The 16,493-nt window shown below is 48.3% G+C and carries 17 protein-coding genes and 1 tRNA gene; 3 read left to right on the forward strand and 15 right to left on the reverse strand.

The annotated features are described in order from the left end of the window. Positions 1–65: 65 nt before the first annotated feature. The 15 genes from glmM to SOI44_RS04150 form a co-directional block, all read right to left on the reverse strand. The gene (glmM, locus tag SOI44_RS04080) at positions 66–1,403 is read right to left on the reverse strand and encodes a phosphoglucosamine mutase (RefSeq protein ID WP_331347953.1); all 1,338 of its coding nucleotides are present in this window, start codon (positions 1,401–1,403) and stop codon (positions 66–68) included. Then, positions 1,396–2,802 (reverse strand): CdaR family protein, encoded by a 1,407-nt coding sequence (locus SOI44_RS04085; protein ID WP_331347954.1) that lies wholly within the window; start codon positions 2,800–2,802, stop codon positions 1,396–1,398. Before SOI44_RS04085 ends, glmM begins: the two co-directional genes overlap by 8 nt. Continuing rightward, positions 2,795–3,955 (reverse strand): diadenylate cyclase CdaA, encoded by a 1,161-nt coding sequence (gene cdaA / locus SOI44_RS04090; RefSeq protein WP_331347955.1) that lies wholly within the window; start codon positions 3,953–3,955, stop codon positions 2,795–2,797. Before cdaA ends, SOI44_RS04085 begins: the two co-directional genes overlap by 8 nt. Before the next feature lie 146 nt (positions 3,956–4,101). Further along, entirely contained in the window at positions 4,102–4,521 is a 420-nt protein-coding gene (locus SOI44_RS04095) for a hypothetical protein (RefSeq protein WP_277008667.1), read from the reverse strand. 178 nt (positions 4,522–4,699) lie between these two features. Next, positions 4,700–5,293 carry a histidine phosphatase family protein gene (locus SOI44_RS04100; protein ID WP_331347956.1) on the reverse strand — a complete coding sequence of 198 codons (594 nt, stop codon included), beginning with the start codon at positions 5,291–5,293 and terminating at the stop codon, positions 4,700–4,702. Positions 5,294–5,295: 2 nt separating this feature from the next. Further along, on the reverse strand, positions 5,296–7,140 hold the full coding sequence (locus tag SOI44_RS04105; RefSeq protein ID WP_331347957.1) for a glycoside hydrolase family 13 protein: 1,845 nt from the start codon (positions 7,138–7,140) through the stop codon (positions 5,296–5,298). A 65-nt stretch (positions 7,141–7,205) separates the two neighbouring features. Further along, the gene (locus SOI44_RS04110) at positions 7,206–7,496 is read right to left on the reverse strand and encodes a DUF6198 family protein (RefSeq protein ID WP_331347968.1); all 291 of its coding nucleotides are present in this window, start codon (positions 7,494–7,496) and stop codon (positions 7,206–7,208) included. Between the two features lie 103 nt (positions 7,497–7,599). After that, positions 7,600–8,028: a MarR family winged helix-turn-helix transcriptional regulator gene (locus SOI44_RS04115; RefSeq protein ID WP_331347958.1), complete on the reverse strand. Its 429-nt coding sequence runs from the start codon at positions 8,026–8,028 to the stop codon at positions 7,600–7,602. 126 nt (positions 8,029–8,154) lie between these two features. Continuing rightward, positions 8,155–10,158 (reverse strand): 1,4-alpha-glucan branching protein GlgB, encoded by a 2,004-nt coding sequence (gene glgB / locus SOI44_RS04120; protein WP_331347959.1) that lies wholly within the window; start codon positions 10,156–10,158, stop codon positions 8,155–8,157. A 133-nt stretch (positions 10,159–10,291) separates the two neighbouring features. Beyond that, positions 10,292–10,373, reverse strand: a tRNA-Leu gene (locus tag SOI44_RS04125). A gap of 42 nt (positions 10,374–10,415) precedes the next feature. After that, positions 10,416–10,736 carry a branched-chain amino acid transporter permease gene (locus SOI44_RS04130; RefSeq protein ID WP_331347960.1) on the reverse strand — a complete coding sequence of 107 codons (321 nt, stop codon included), beginning with the start codon at positions 10,734–10,736 and terminating at the stop codon, positions 10,416–10,418. Then, the gene (locus tag SOI44_RS04135) at positions 10,733–11,386 is read right to left on the reverse strand and encodes an AzlC family ABC transporter permease (protein ID WP_331347961.1); all 654 of its coding nucleotides are present in this window, start codon (positions 11,384–11,386) and stop codon (positions 10,733–10,735) included. The genes SOI44_RS04130 and SOI44_RS04135 overlap by 4 nt, the downstream gene beginning before the upstream one ends. A 116-nt stretch (positions 11,387–11,502) precedes the next feature. Continuing rightward, positions 11,503–11,634, reverse strand: a complete 132-nt coding sequence (locus SOI44_RS04140) for a hypothetical protein (protein WP_277009231.1) — start codon at positions 11,632–11,634, stop codon at positions 11,503–11,505. A 31-nt stretch (positions 11,635–11,665) separates the two neighbouring features. Beyond that, on the reverse strand, positions 11,666–12,502 hold the full coding sequence (locus tag SOI44_RS04145; protein WP_331347962.1) for a patatin-like phospholipase family protein: 837 nt from the start codon (positions 12,500–12,502) through the stop codon (positions 11,666–11,668). 106 nt (positions 12,503–12,608) lie between these two features. Next, entirely contained in the window at positions 12,609–13,214 is a 606-nt protein-coding gene (locus SOI44_RS04150; protein ID WP_331347963.1) for a hypothetical protein, read from the reverse strand. Positions 13,215–13,339: 125 nt separating this feature from the next. On the opposite strand from SOI44_RS04150, the gene SOI44_RS04155 reads away from it, so the two are divergent. The 3 genes from SOI44_RS04155 to SOI44_RS04165 all read left to right on the forward strand — a co-directional run bounded on the left by SOI44_RS04155 (position 13,340) and on the right by SOI44_RS04165 (position 16,321). Beyond that, positions 13,340–14,242, forward strand: coding sequence for a LysR family transcriptional regulator (locus tag SOI44_RS04155; protein WP_331347964.1), 903 nt, complete (start codon positions 13,340–13,342; stop codon positions 14,240–14,242). A 213-nt stretch (positions 14,243–14,455) separates the two neighbouring features. Continuing rightward, a complete protein-coding gene (locus tag SOI44_RS04160; protein ID WP_331347965.1) occupies positions 14,456–15,316 on the forward strand; it encodes an AraC family transcriptional regulator in 861 nt (286 codons plus the stop codon). Positions 15,317–15,349: 33 nt separating this feature from the next. After that, entirely contained in the window at positions 15,350–16,321 is a 972-nt protein-coding gene (locus SOI44_RS04165; protein WP_331347966.1) for an MYG1 family protein, read from the forward strand. The last annotated feature ends 172 nt before the right edge of the window (positions 16,322–16,493 follow it).

Consider the following 16,493-nt stretch of genomic DNA (forward strand, 5'->3'; position numbering starts at 1 on the left):
ATCACCAGAATCATTTTAACACGTGCACATGAAAAAGCCGCCCCAATCAGGACGGCCTGTATCCATCATGCACCGAATTTCGCCTTGATGACATCTGCAACCTGGCCGCATACCTTCTGGCAGATCTCATCCGTTTCCGCCTCTGCCATGACACGCAGCAGCGGCTCTGTACCCGAAGGTCTCACCAGAATGCGTCCATTGCCATCCAGATCCTTGTTCACCTTGGCAATTGCTTCCTGCACTTCCGGATCATCCATGACCTTTGTCTTGTCATTGACCTTCACATTGACAAGCAGCTGCGGATAAATCCGCAGACCCTCACACAGCTCGGCAATACTCTTTCCGGTATTCTTCATTACCTTGAGAATAGCAAGAGCCGTCACCAGACCGTCACCGGTTGTCTCATGGCGGGAGAAAATGATATGCCCGCTCTGCTCGCCGCCCAGGATATAGTCATTCTTGATCATGCAGTCATAGACATACTTGTCACCGACATCTGTCTTGGCAACATTGATATGCTCTCTTTCCATTGCCTTCCAGAGGCCAAGGTTAGCCATGACCGTTGTCACAATCGTATTGTTTGTCAATACACCCTTGTCACGGTAATACTTGCCGCAGATATACAGCACATAGTCGCCATTGACAAGCTCACCATCCGGTCTTACCAGAATCTGTCTGTCCGCATCGCCATCAAAGGTCAGACCCAGATCATAGGAGCCAAGCTTCATATATTCCTGGAAACGCTCCGGGTGGGTGCTGCCGCACTTGCGGTTGATGTTGGTGCCATTGGGATCATTGCAGAAAATCGTGCATTCTGCACCAAGCCTGCGCAGTGCCTTTTCTGCCGTATAAGTAGCAGAGCCATTGGCACAGTCCATGGCAATCTTTGTGCCGTGCAGATCCAGCGGGAATTCTGAAACAACAAAGTTCAGATAGTGGTCCAGACCTTCCGGATAATTCACAATCCGGCCGATCTCTCCTTCTGTCTTGTAAGGAATCTCAATCTTGCCATCGATATAATCCTCAATCAGAGCTTCAACCTCACCCTGCAGCTTGACACCCTGCTTGGAGAAGACCTTGATGCCATTGTCATAGAACGGATTATGAGAAGCCGAGATCATGGCGCCAACCGCAAAATCCTCATGGACGGTCAGATAGCAGATCATCGGTGTCGGGCAGTAGCCGGCCAGATAGGCATCGCAGCCTTCTGAAGTAATACCGGCTGCCAGGGCCGATTCCAGCATATCGCTGGAAAGACGGGTATCCTTGCCAATGACAATATTCTTCTTGCCCTTCTGGCTGTAATACCAGCCAAGATATCTGCCAACCACAAAGGCGCGCTCTGCTGTCAGGCCCTCATTGGCCTTGCCGCGAATTCCATCTGTTCCAAAATACTTACCCATTGTTTGTGTCTCCTTCTGTCTGTGAATCCTGTGACGTATCCCCGATCACGTTCAGTTCATATGTCTTTTCCATCAGTTCATACCGTACCAGTCCATTTTCCGGCTGATCAATCTGCAGATCAAACGTCTGCAGGCCCGGCTGCGCATTCGACATGTCTATATATACCATAATATCCTCTGCACTGACCGCTTTAATATTGTCAGAAGTACCATAGACCGTCACGCTTGTCGTTGTCTTTCCATCCGGCTGGGTAGCCGTATAATTGCCGGTATTGTTCTTGTAGTTGATCTTCACATTATCGATTGTGCGGCTTGTTTCATCTCCCAGCTTGACCGTCATGGTCACCTGTGAAATCGAAGCACTGGATACACCCGAAGGCAGCGTGATCGGCCGCAATACCGTGGCATCCTTGGTCAGGGTGCTGGCATCCAGGGTAACGGTCACCTTGTCAATGCCATCCAGTACAGATTGCGAGCCATAGATCGTTACTGTCTGCTGATCCAGGCCGATGCTGGCAATGGCTTTGCCATCCGGCACCTCACCGCTCACCTGCACCTGAATACTTACCGTCTTACTGATCGAAGAAACCGGTACATGCACATGGACCGTATCCGGCACAATATCTGCATTCACAACCTGACCGTCAGAATCATAGGCTACAAGCTTGGCATCCTGGTCAAAGTCACTTGTCTGCCCGGACACATCAATCAATGCCCGTACAAAGGCAATGGAATTCAACGTATCGCGGGAAGCACGCACATTGACTTTGGTATATTCAAACTCCGGTGTGCCTACAGAATACTTGCTGTCCATCTTATCCTGATTAACAAGGTCATAGGACAGATCAAACTGTTCGGTTGTCTTTTTCTTCAGTGTTACGGTGACATTGGAAGGATCAATCTTGACATTGACGGAATCCCCGAAGCCTTCTGCTTTCAGTTTGACATTGTGTGTTCCTTCCGACAGCCCCTCCAGATCGGCAACGATCGTGCCATCGCTGTTAAAGGCGGTGGTCACACTGGTCGCATCACCGGTGATGGTGATGTCACATGTGGAAGGCAGGCCGGAAAGCTCAAAGGCATCGCTGTTGTACTGGGCACTGATGGCAACATTGCTGCGGGAACGGCTGCTGGTCATGCCGGTTGTCAGGCTGCGCCAGGAACTGGCATTGACAGCGCCATACATCAAAATGGCTAAGACAAGTGCTACCCAGCGGGAATATTTCCGGTTGAACAGCACTTTGTCAAGGAAGGTAGAAAACCAACGCAGCAGTTTCAGAAGGAATTCCTCAAAGCGCTGGGTTGTACGCGCCATGCGGCGGGACTGCTCCGCAATCCTGCGGGCCAGATCCGTCTTGGCAGCAGAACCTCTGCGGCCCTCTTTCTTATCCTCAGGCATGGGGTTCATCTCCCTTCTCTTCCTTTTCATCACTGCATTTCAGGCCGCTGACCTGCTCAGGCTCAATCTTGGCATGCTCATGAGCCTTCTTCTTTTCGATCTCTTCCATCTGCTTTTCCACTTCCGTAAAGGAAGGAATCTTGCGATCCTGCTGCGGATAGGAAGGAATCGGCCTGTCATGTTTATGATTCTGCGGCAGTTTGATGCGGGAAGCCTCATCATGAAGCTCTTCCATCTTTTCCTCTTCCTTTTCCTGCTCACTTTGTGCATGGAAGAACGGGAAACGGCGGCGGCTGGCTGAACTATCACTGCCGTCATTTTTTTCATCATCCTGCTTATCCGTATCCGTTTCCTGTGCATCCACCGGCGTGCTCTGTCCGCAGATGGTACGCAGCAGATAGTCACGCAGCTGCCGCTCATTCACACTCATCATGCGGCCGCCCTCTGTTACCGACACATTGCCGGTTTCTTCGGAAACAACAACAGTTACTGCATCTGTAATCTCAGAAATACCAACAGCAGCACGATGGCGGGCACCATAGCGGCCGGGCAGATCCAGATTGGTCGGTGGGAAGTATGCACTTGCACAGGCAATCTTATCGCCCTGGATAATGACAGCGCCATCATGCAGCGGGGTTGTCGTGACAAAGATGGAAGTCAGAATCTCAGCTGTCACATCACAGTTCAGTCTGGTGCCGGTGGCGACATAGTCATCCAGTGACTGGGTGCGCTCAATCGATATCAAAGCACCGGTCTTATCTTTGCTCAGCAGCATGACAGCCGTCACAATCTGGTCAACCAGATGTTCCTTCTCATTGCCGCTGAGACTGGAAATCCGGCTGAACACATTTGTCTTGCCAAGTTTTTCCAGCATGGAGCGCAGTTCCGGCTGAAAGATGATGATCAGGGCCAGAAAGCCCCAGTTGATAAACATATCCGCAAAGTATTTCAGTGTTTTCAGACCAAGTACGCTGGATAAGCCATCGACGATGATCACAAGCAGAATACCTTTGAAAATCTGTGTTGTCCGTGAATTGGAACGGGCCAGACGCAGAACATAGTACAGAATCAGCCAGACAATGAAAATATCAGCCAGCGAGCGGATCACGCTGCCAAAACTATCCAGACTCCAGTTAACAAACAGGCCAGACATGGAATCTCCTTTCCGAAAAGATTTGCCACTCTCTCCACTTACCATTTTATTTGCATTGGGGAAGTAATGCCACCCCTGACTTTGTGACGCAAAGAGGCAAAGGCAAAAAAAGAGCGCCATATAAGGCGCAGATCAATTGAAAAAGATTATCTTTCAATGGTCAGATAGGCAAGATCTTCCTTGCTGAGATAACCTGTATCTTCCAGAAGATCCTTCAGAACATCCTTCTGATAATTGGAAAAATCGTAAGACAGAGCATGCAGCAGGCCGCTCAGATTCACCTTGTCACCAGTACTGCGGGCAGTCGCAAGGAAAGCATTGGCAGCCTCCTTTGGGGTCAGATTGCGCTTGTCAATCGAATAGCCGGGATGATCTGCCGTATAGCCGGTCACGACCCAGCCATGCATCTTGAGAATTTCGATATCAGAGTACAGTGTGCGCCTTTCAATCTCATAGTCGAACTCCTTTTTGATGTAGTTCGAAATCTGGCTGAGGGTGACAAAATGATCACGATCCGTCAACCTCAACAACGCTTCCAGCACAGACAGTTCTGATCCTTTTTTCATATGATTTCCTCTTTTCTAAATGCTGTAAAGTTGCACAAACTTCTGGCTATATTATATCGGCAATTCCAGATGAATTGAACAAATAATTCAGGTTTGACCTGCTTTTTTGTCAGATGTGACAAGACTTTTCAGGCATCCGGGTGATCTTTCATGCACACATCCAGCAAGAATAGAATTTTCAGTGGGCAGTTTCCGGAATATACAGCATTTTGTCCAGATGGAAGAGAGCATCTGAGTATGACAAAATAGTCATACTGCAGTTCTCAATACGGTGTTCTTTCAGAAATGCATCTGCCTGTTCTTTCAGCACCATCCCAATCATGCAGGCAATGGCCTCGCCATGGCTGACAGCCAGAACGGTATGATGATCTTCTTTCTGCATAATCTGTTCCAGCTGATGATAAACGCGCTGCTGTACCTGCGCGCGGGATTCCCCACCCATTGCCACATAGAAGGTATCCCGCATATCCGCAGGCACACGATGGGAAATCCTGCGGCTTTCTCCTTCCATATTGCCATAGCAGCGCTCCCGCAGATCCTTGCAGCGCACATAGGGAACAGAACTGATCAATTCCAGCGTATCACAGGCCCTTTCTGCACTGGAACAGTAAGCATGATCAAACACATATCCCTGCGCCTTCAGTATTTTCCCGGCAGATACAGCCTGCTGTCTGCCTTTTTCTGTCAATGGCGAGTCACACCATCCCTGCACTCTGTTTTCCATATTGAACAATGTTTCGCCATGGCGTACCAGCACAAGTATCTTCTTCATTTTCATTTTTCCTTTCCATTTCTGTCCGTGATCCGTTTCCAGATCCTTGCCCCATATGGGCCAAGCTTATGGTCATCGAGACATGCAGGCCAGACAAGTGTCCAGCTGTAATTGATCGGATATGGTTCCTGCTTTTCCGGTGAAAAACTGCAGTCAATCAGATATGTATCCTCTTCATCCTGACGCAGATAGACAAACCGGTCATGTCTTCGATCCAGAACTTTCATATCACCATAGACAAGTGCATCACAGGAATGCCGCAGGGCAATCAGATCCTGATATGCCTTTAATACAGCAGGATCTTCTTTCTGCTCTGGATTCTCCTCATTCCATGGCAGCATCACTCTGGCATGGTCACGGGTGCCCGCCTTGACACGCCTCCAGACATCATCCGGATCTTCACCCATTGCTATATGTTCTTTGTAATAGCGCAGAGACTCAATATCATGCAGATCATCAATGGAATGGAAATCATAGTTGGCAAGTCCCATTTCATCTCCCTGGTAAACAAACGGCGTCCCCGGCAGTGTCATCTGCATCACTGCCAGCAGCTCACAGATTTCCCGCCGGTATTTCCCACCTGGATCAATCTTGGATACCATACGGGGATTGTCATGATTGTTATAAAACAAAGACATCCAGCAGTGGCTGCCATAATGCTTTTCCCAGTCAATCAGATAGTCACGCAGATAGTTCAGGTCGTATTTGTAATCTTCAAAACGCACATGGCCGGGTGTCTCCAGGTGATCAAAGGAGAAGATCATATCCAGCTCCTTACGCCGCTCATCTGTGACAAGCTTTGCCATTTCCATGCCCAGTCCCGGTGTTTCCCCAACGGCAAAGGCATCGTGCTTTGCAAAGCAGTTTTCATGCAGTTCATGCAGGTATTCATGCAGATGGAGGCCATAGTAATAGTGTTCAATGCCGGTATAGCCCATCAGCTTTCCCACCGACACATCGCCATCCGGCAGACCCTCATCCTTACTGATGTAATTGATCACATCCAGGCGGAACCCATCCACACCCTTATCAAGCCACCAGTTCACCATGGCACACACATCATGGCGCACGGCCGGATTATCCCAGTTGAGATCCACCTGCTTCTTTGCAAACAGATGCAGCGCCCACTCTTTGCGCGGCCCATACTGGTCCCATGCACTGCCGGAAAAGAATGATGTCCAGTTGTTAGGTACGGAAGAGGATGATGAAAAGAAATAGTAGTCATGATACGGGCTGTTTTCATCTGCCAGTGCTTTGCGGAAGAAAGGATGTTCATCACTTGTATGATTGACAACCAGGTCCATGATCAGCCGCATGCCGCGCTGATGTGCTTCTTTCAGCAGTAGATCAAACTGTTCCATCGTGCCAAAGCGCGAATTAATGGCATGATAATCCCGGATGTCATATCCACTGTCATCCATGGGTGAATCATAGATCGGACTCAGCCATAACGCATCCACACCAAGTTTCTGCAGATAATCCAGTTTCGAACATATGCCGGTTAGATCGCCAATGCCATCATGATTGCCATCACAAAAAGAAGACGGATAAATCTGATAGAACACGGCCTGTTTCCACCAGCGCCTTTCTACAGCAGCCCCATCATCTTTCATGCCTTTCTCTTCCTGGTTTACCAGTTTTAAAAAAGCCGGCCAGAAATCTGCATCCAGAATACAGGAAGCAGGTTTGACAAGCCATTTCAGTTTCAGATGAGATGCGGCAGGATTTTCCACCAGAAAAGAAGGCAGGCCTGCCTGCAGCAGGATCTTGGCAATAATGTCATGCCCGATCGGATTGGCATAGACATCTTTGATGGTACTGTTCATCATCAGTTTCTTTGTTGTCATAGCCAAAGTGTAGCACATAAAAAGAGCAGAATTTCTTCTGCCCGGAATCTGAAGATCGAATTGTCTCAATCATGCTTTTGCAGGATGATGCTTTGTGCCTGCTGCTCACACAGATGAATGACTCTGCCGACATAGAAGGCCGAAAAGATTGTACCAACGCCAATGCCATAGAACTTGCTGCCAAAAAGAAGGCAGACAATCACGGTAATGATAATCATTGAAATATCAAAGCAGTTCTTGCAGAGGGAATATGGCTTTTTGGAAACTTCGGAGATACTGCCAACAATGCCATCTACCGGTGCCATGACAAGATGTCCCTGTGCCATCAGAAAGACACCGACGGTGCTGAGGCAAATACTTCCAGTGTATCTTTCTCTTCTTTCTTCATATTCTCTCCCCTATTTAATAGCATGCTATATTTATGCGCATTTGCATACCCGCACAAAGCGGGCATGCAATTTATCTTGTTTTCAACGAATCACGCACACGGTGCAGATACTGCGCAAACTGTGCCTGTTCCTCTTCATTCAAAGAAGACGTAATCCGTGCTTCTGTCATTGCCATCTGCTTCCTGGCAAAACCAGCCTTCTGTTTTCCTTCCGTGCTTAGATGCACCAGCTTGATGCGCTTATCCTCAGAACTGGTAAAAGAGGTCACCAGTTTCTTGAGCTCCATGCGCTGCACAATGCCAACCGCAGTCGGCTGGGCAACACCAAGAAACTTCTCAATCTCTTTCATCGATGCCGTTTCCTGCTCACAGTTTTCCAGCTGCAGCAGAATGCTTGCCTGGATCAGAGTCAGATCCTGTGCCCGCATATCGTTGTTGGCATCTTTTTCCAGCTGGTCATTGATCTGCTTGATCAGCATTCCACAGTCCTCTTTCTGCATTCAGCCACCTCCTGTATGCAGGAAGTATGATAGTGCGTCAATCCTTCTATGTCATTAGCATGCTATTAATATTTCAATAGAAAACGCAGTGGCAGAATCACCTGCCTCTGCGCTGTCTGTCTTTCTTTATTTTGTCTTTGTCTTTGCCTTTGTTTTTCTTCTTGCTGTGCCACTCTTCTTTGCGGCAGGTTTAGCCTCATTAAAGCGGAATACTGCACAGCCATAGCCTGGCAGCGGATAATTCACATGGTACGGTCTGCCATCACACTCACCCTTATGGGCTGTATACAGTTTCTTTACCTGCGCATCCTTCACAGCACCGTTTTCATTGAGAATCAGCGTATAGCGGCCAGGACATGGTACACCAACCATGTAATCTGCTCTTTCAACCGGTGTAAAGTTAATCACAAACAGCAGATCATGTTTACCGGTGCCATCCTTGCGCACAAAGGAGAAGATGGAGCGGTCCGCATCATCCGCATTGATCCATTCAAAGCCATCCCAGGAATCATCCAGCGTATACATGGCCGGATACTCTGTATACATGGCAAGCAGGTCCCTGACAAACAGCATCAGCTCACGGTTATACGGCTGATCACAAAGTTCCCAGTTTAGCTGTACCTTTTCATCCCATTCATGGTACTGGCCGAAGTCCTGGCCCATGAACAGCAGCTTCTTGCCGGCATGGCCGAACATGAACAGATATCCTGCTTTCAGATTGGCAAACTTGTCATGGCCAAGGCCAGGCATCTTTTCAATCATCGAACATTTCAGATGTACAACTTCATCATGTGACAATACCAGAATAAATTTCTCACTGGTGGCATAGGACATGCCGAAAGTCATCTTGTTATGGGCATTCTTGCGGAACAAAGGATCCAGCTTCATGTAATCCAGGAAGTCATGCATCCAGCCCATATTCCATTTGTAGGTAAAGCCAAGGCCGCCGTCTTCCGGTGCTGCCGTGATCTTTGGCCATGCCGTAGATTCCTCGGCAATGATGATAGAGCCGTCATGACGGCCGCGGATGACAGAATTGAGATGCTTGAAGAACTCAATCGCATCCAGATTGCCATTGCCGCCATACTTGTTCGGGATCCATTCACCATCCTTGCGGCCATAATCCAGATACAGCATCGAAGCCACAGCATCTACCCGCAGTCCGTCGATATGGTACATGTCATACCAGTACAGGGCATTGCCAATCAGGAAATTCTTCACTTCATTCTTACCATAATTGAAGATCTTGGTGCCCCAGTCAGGATGTTCACCCATACGGGGATCCGGATATTCATACAGCGGCTGACCATCAAAATCAGCCAGGGCAAAGGCATCCTTGGGGAAATGGGCAGGCACCCAGTCCAGAATCACACCGATACCGTTTTCATGCAGATAATCCACCATCCACTGGAAATCCTGCGGTGAGCCATGACGGGAAGTCGGTGCATAATAGCCCGATACCTGATAGCCCCAGGAACCATCAAACGGATGTTCGGCAATACCCATCAACTCCACATGCGTATAGCCCATCCACTTCACATATTCCACCAGCTCTTTGGCCAGCTTGCGGTAGTTGATGAAACCATCCGGATTATCCGGTGTCACTTCTTTCTTCCATGAGCCCAGATGGCACTCATAGATGGCCAGAGGCTCCCGGTAGGTATCCCGGGAAGCTCTGTCTTTCATCCAGGCTTCATCGTGCCAGATAAACGAATCAATATCCGCTGTGCGGGATGCCGTTCCCGGCCGCAGCTCAGCTGAGAATGCATACGGATCTGCCTTGAAGATCGTATCTCCGCTCTGTGTCTCAATGGCATACTTGTACAGCTCGCCAAAATCCATGTCCGGCATAAAACCTTCAAAAATACCGGATGTTTCCAGCGGCATCATGTAGTTTCTGCCCGGCTGCCACTCATTGCGGTCACATACAATCGAGACTGCTTTTGCATGCGGTGCCCACACAGCAAAATGCATGCCTGATACGCCATTCAGCTTTGCCTTATGTGCACCCATCTTCTGATAGCACTTATAATTTCTGCCTTCGCCAAACAAATACCGGTCCATTTCCGTAATAAAAACAGGATCCAACGGTACTGCAGGCTTTTTACTGGCCAATGATTTTTCTGCCATGATCATGCCTCCCTCAAGCACTCATTTACAATTCAATTTCTGAATATACTGTATCATATTTTGAACGGGAAAGAGAGGGGTTACATGACACAAAAATGAAAAAAGACGCAGTCAGAAGACTGCGTCAATCAAGTGCACCGGACAAGACTTGAACTTGCACGGGTTGCCCCATACGCCCCTCAAGCGTACGTGTCTGCCGATTCCACCACCGGTGCGTGCCGAATCATTATAGCACGTGGTACGATTCCGTCAAGATGCTACAGCAGGTACAGCAGCGCAATATATACTGCGGTTCCTGCAAAAACTGACAGGATTGTATTATGTTTCCAGGCATGCAGTGCCATGACACTGCCGCATCCTGCAATCGTTGCTATCCATACCGTCCAGTCAGAAGAAATCGTATCCTTGAGGCCATAGACAACAAGCACAGCCATGATGGCTGCCGGCAGTACCATGGCCAGCCGTGAAAGCACCGGAGACATCTTGCCATCACGGAAGATGGCAAAGGGCAGAGCACGCAGGCCATAGGTCACAATGGCAGACAGTGCAATAGCAAGCAGTGCATAGGAATTGTTCATGCATGTCTCCTTTCATTGCGGAATAACAAGATACCGCTGGTCAGAATCAAAGCTGGCAGGATGAAACGGGATGGGCCAAAGGCCAGCAGACAGATAATGGCACAGCCAAAGCCGCACAAAGCCGGAAAATGGTCCTTTGCATTTTTCCACTGGTCCATGACGATGGTCAGAAACAGTGCAGTCAGTGTGAAATCAATCCCGCGGATCGAGATCGGTAATAAAGAGCCGGCAAGTGCACCGGCAAAGGTGCCAAGAATCCACCAGAAATGAGACAGAAACGCAATCAGCTTCATCGCTCCATACTTGTCAACATGTTCAGGATAATGATCGATTGAGCTGTACAAGGAGTACGTTTCATCTGTCAGGGTGCCTACCATATACGGAAACATCTTTCCACAATTGCGGAAATCATCCAGAAAAGATAATGAATAGAATACCTGGCGGCTGTTCATAAACAAAGCAGTTGCCACAATGGTCCAAAGCGGTGTGCCGGCTGCCAGAAAAGATGCCAGCACAAACTGAAAAGCACCTGTATATACAAAGACACTTGCCAATACGGCATCATACCAGGGAAAGCCATTCTGGCTCATCAGCAGGCCGAAGGACACAGCCACAAAAAAGTAAGAAACCGCAATGGGTGCGGTTTTCATCAATGCAAATCTGAATGTTTCACTTTGTTTCATTGCAACGATTGTATCAGGTATCTATAACTTTTTCCTATAGGTATTCCTGATAACTGGCTATAAAGAAAAGGAGCTCTCGTTCCTCACTTCTTTTCTTCATCATTTTCAACAGCTGTCAGAGCACCTGTCCAGATAAAGACAGTCATGATCACCAGCAGGATGATCAATGCAATGATGCCAAATACAATACCCAATGCAATTCCCTGTTCACTCATCGTCTATTGCCTCTTGCCTTAGTATAGCATTTCATCCCACAAAGTCCCAGATGCTTTGTGCATCACGGAAGCCTTTGACATACAGATCCTTGATCGCTGCCTTGTCCTTGGTCAAAGTTTTCATCTGGCCGATGGTATCCGGTGCCACAATCAGCACCTTGCCCTCTTTCTCCAAAGCAAAGCAATCCGCAAGTTTCTTCTGATACAGCGGAATCCGCTTTCTCATATTCTCTGCAGCCACCGGATACTTCCGTTCCAACAGCTTTGCAAGACGCAGATCAGACTCATTGGAGCGCACTTCATCACGCGGCCTTGTCAGAATTACAACAATCCTGTCACACCCTGCTTCAAAGCACTTTTCATACGGAATCGGATCACTCAGGGCGCCATCAAACAGCAGATGGTCACGGTACGGATACGGCTGATCCGCCACTGGCACACAGCACGACCCCTTCAGAAAGCCAAGATCATTGCGCTGATAATCCTTCCTGGAATAATACACAGGCTTGCCCGTCAAGGCATCCGTTGCCACAACCGCAAAGTCAGCTGCATTTGCCATCACCGCATCATAATCAATCGGATACTCACCGCCATCATCTGACAGCGTTCCATAAATATAATCCAGGCCAAGATAATCCTTCGTCTTCAGAAAGTTAGCCAGGCTCATATATTCCTTACGGAATGTATATTCTGTATAAAAGGTATAGTTTCTGCCCATCTGTCCGGCAATATAGCTCAGTATATTCGCACTGCCGGCAGATACACCGGCACCATAGTCAAAGTGCACACCTTTGCGCAGGCAGGCATCCAGCACACCGGCACCATAGGAACCGCGCAGACCGCCGCCAACATCAATCACACCAATCATGACAATCTCCTTTTGTTCACAAAAGTATCGCAAGTCACAGCCAGTTTCAACAACAAACATCCGATTGTGTCATGACAGACAGCGGCCAAAGGCATGGATCAAAGCATCAGTCCAGCACTGTTACTTCAAGATTTTTAAACCAGGATTCTGTACCAATATGCGTGTTGAAGCCAAAGTCACCTTTGATCGGACGGTGCAAAAGATTTCCATCCAGAGAGAGAACCAGTTTTCCATTCACATAGAACTTTGCGGATTCATTGACAATCTCGGCTTTGACATGAGCCCATTCTCCTAAAGCAATGGAAGAGATCGGTGCTTCATAACCGGTAAAGCCAAACTCTCTGAGATAGCTCCAGGTATAGCCAGGATAGGCAAAATACTGGCAGGCATGGGCCTGACGATATGGATCTGTGCAGCCTCTGCCATTGGTCGGCCGCAGATAGAAGCCCTCAAACTCACATCTTTTTTCATTGATATGCCAGCCGATCCCAATAAAACCACGGGCATACTCCGGTGCATCCTTGGCAAGCTCTGACATGCAGTCATACTCAATCACCGCATTTTTAAACTGCAGTCCTTTGACAATCACCAGCGAATTTGTATCATCCTCTGGAATTTTCTCTGTCTTGATAGCTTTTAGTACACCCGGCTCTACAATTTCAAACACAGAATGCAGGCATTCAAAATTTTCTTCTTTCATCTCAATCTTCATGGCATTTCCTCCTGAGATTTCCATCTCTTACAAGCAGAGAATAATGCATCTGCATCAGAAAAGGAAATTGAAAAGTGTCATGATTCATAACATAATGGAATAACAGGAAAGAATGACAGAATGACATGAATACAACCCAGCTGCTTTGTTTTACAACCTTAGCCAGAACATTGAACTATGGCCAGACGGCCATTCGGCTCACTCTTACCCAGCCCGCTGTTTCCAAGCAGATTCAATCTCTGGAAAACGAACTTGGCACAAAGCTTTTCATCAGATCCACCCACCAGGTTGCATTGACAGAAGCCGGCCGCCGTTTCCTGCCGGATGCGGCCAGCATGTTAAGAAGCTATGAAGATGCGATGGCCATTGCCAGAAACATAAAAGAGCAGGCAGAAATCAGCCTGCGCATTGCCTATACTGACAGCCACATTTCTTCCTTTCTTGCCAGCGTCCTGCAGCCCGTGCTTGCCCATAACAGCCATATCGTTCCGCATCTGATCCAAATGGCAACTGACACAGGATTGAACCAGCTGCAGGCAGAGCAGATTGATGTATTGCTTGCCATTAAAGATGCTCATTTTCAAAGTGATAGTATCATCTTTACAAAGCTGTGGGAGGAACGCTTTTATTGTCTGGTGCGCAAAGATCATCCGCTTGCCATAAAGATGCAGGAAGAAAATAAGACAGAAGTCACCACTGATGATCTTTTTCCCTACCGGCAGATCATCACTGTGCCTGAATATCTGTTGACACGCAGTTTTGCCAGAGGCAGAAGCCTGACACCAGTCAATGAAGAAATACCCAATGCCATCTGTACCAGTGCGGATGATGCCTGCACATTGATCAAAGCTGGATTTGGCTATGCCCTGCTGGAAGGCTATCAGCTCATTCAGGATGATGAACTCATTGCCTTTCCATGGAGAGAATCCGCTTCTGCTCCCTATGGCATCTATCATGCCAGAACAGTATCTCCTGCTGTTGGTGCCTTTCTTCAGGCTGCCAGTACAGCGCAGGAAAAAAGGGTATAAAAAAATGCCGCACCTTCGGCATGAACATTCCACATCACAGCCCTTTGAACATTGGGCGGCTGGCTTCTCCCCTTCGCATATCTATCGTTTTTGTATCTCACGAAAGATGTTTCTCTTTCGGCATGGATTAGTATACGCAGATCACCCTCAATGCATTAGAACATAATAACCAGAAAAGTTGTAAAATATTGTCAGATTCAGGGAAGAGGACAAATGAGTGAAATCAATGATGCATTACTGCCGGCCGTGATGATGATTCATCATACCAAACCGGATGATGGCACTGACTGGACGTGGCACGAAGAGATGGAAATCGGCATGGTATTTGAGGGGACCATGACGCTTCATGTGGAGGATCATACCATACAGCTGCTGCCGGGGGACGGCTATTTCATCAACAGCCAGGCGCGCCACCGCTTCATCAATCAAGGCAGTACCTATGCCCTTCTGTACAGTATCCGCTTTGCGCCAAGGCTTGTCGGAGGATCCCGTGACAGCATCTTCTGGCTGAATTACATCAATCCCATTGTACATAACCGCAGCTATGCCTTTGAGCATCTGCGCCATGATCAGGACGCGGACAAAGAATGCATCACACACATGGAAGCCGCTTTTGCCATCATGCAGTACCGTACAACCGGCTTTGAATTTCTGCTGCGCAATGAGCTTTCTTTCATCATTCTGGATCTGTACGGCCGCCAGAACGTTGTACACACCGGCCTGAGCCAGAAAGACATGCGCAATGAACTGCGCATCCGGCAGATGCTGGACTGCATCGAAGCCAACTATACCCGCCAGTTATCGGTTGCCCAGATTGCCGCCGCAGCTGACATCAGTGTCTCAGAATGCATCCGCTGCTTCAAGGCAACCATCCACACAACACCTGTGCAGTATCTGCTGCAGTACCGTCTGTTAAAGGCAAGTGAACTGTTGAAACAGACGGACATGAATATTACCGATGTCGGTACTGCCTGCGGCTTTTCCGAGATGAGCTACTTCACCAAGTGTTTCCGCCGCCAGTACCATGCCACGCCATCACAATGGCGCAAAACTGCAGCAGCCAGGAAAGATTGAGATACAATACATACAATAGATCGGAGAACATGCATGTACCAGAAGAGGAAACTATATACCCATGATGGCATTTTCCATGCGGATGATGTTTTTGCGGCTGCTTTGATATCCCTGATGTGCCAGGAAATTGAAGTCACCCGTGGTCCGGACACAAAGATTCCTGAAAACAAAGACGGCTGGATCATCTTTGATATCGGGGAGGGAGAACTGGATCACCACTCTCCGGAAAACAAGGAAGCCAATGGCACCCATCCCGGCACAGATATTCCCTATGCTGCCTGCGGTCTTGTCTGGAAGAAATACTATCGTGAAATTCTGGAAGCACAGAACTGTCCTGAAGAATACTATGACCAGGTGTATGAACGTCTGGAAAGTTCTTTGATCATGGGCATTGATGCGGCTGACAACGGCTACAATCCCATCAAGGGAGCTCTGGAGAAGATGCCAAATATTCCGGATGATCAGAAGAAAGAACTGCTCAGTGTCCAGGGCACTGGTTTTACCATCACCCAGATGATCAAGGACTTCAACCCTGCCTGGAACTCTGACTATAGCTATTACGATGCCTTTATGGATGCCCTGAGCTTTGCCAAGGATATCCTGCTCAACCGTCTGGATTCCATCATCAGTTCCCTGGATGGCAAAGACTACGTCCTGCAGTGCATCTCCTACTCTGCCAACCACATCATGATCATGAACCAGTTTGCCCCATGGGAAGGCATTCTGACCAGAATGAAGAATGATCCCAAGGCAAAGGATATCTGGTATGTTGTCTATCCAGCACTGCGGGGCGGCTGGAATGTACAGTGTGCCCTGGAAAACATTGATGACCGCAAGAGCTACCGCCATCCCCTGCCGAAGGAATGGTATGGCCTTCGTTATGAAGAACTGCAGAAAGCATCCGGTGTGGAAACAGCCCAGTTCTGCCATGTCTCAGGCTTCTTGGCAGGATGTGAAACCGAAGCAGATGCCCTGCAGATGGCAGCCATTGCCTGCAGCCGCTGATCCAATCGAGTAGGAGAATGAGAGCGTGAGCTCTCATCTTTTTTCCCTCTCACACCACCGGAGAAGCCGTTCGGCGTCCGGCGGTTCAAATCACCAACAAATTACAACACTGTTACATGTACCAAGGTGAAATACTCTTCTGCGCTGATCAATCCGGCCTCTCTTTTCAAGA

Source organism: Lactimicrobium sp., from assembly GCF_036453465.1.
In the GTDB taxonomy this organism is placed as follows: domain Bacteria; phylum Bacillota_I; class Bacilli_A; order Erysipelotrichales; family Erysipelotrichaceae; genus Bulleidia.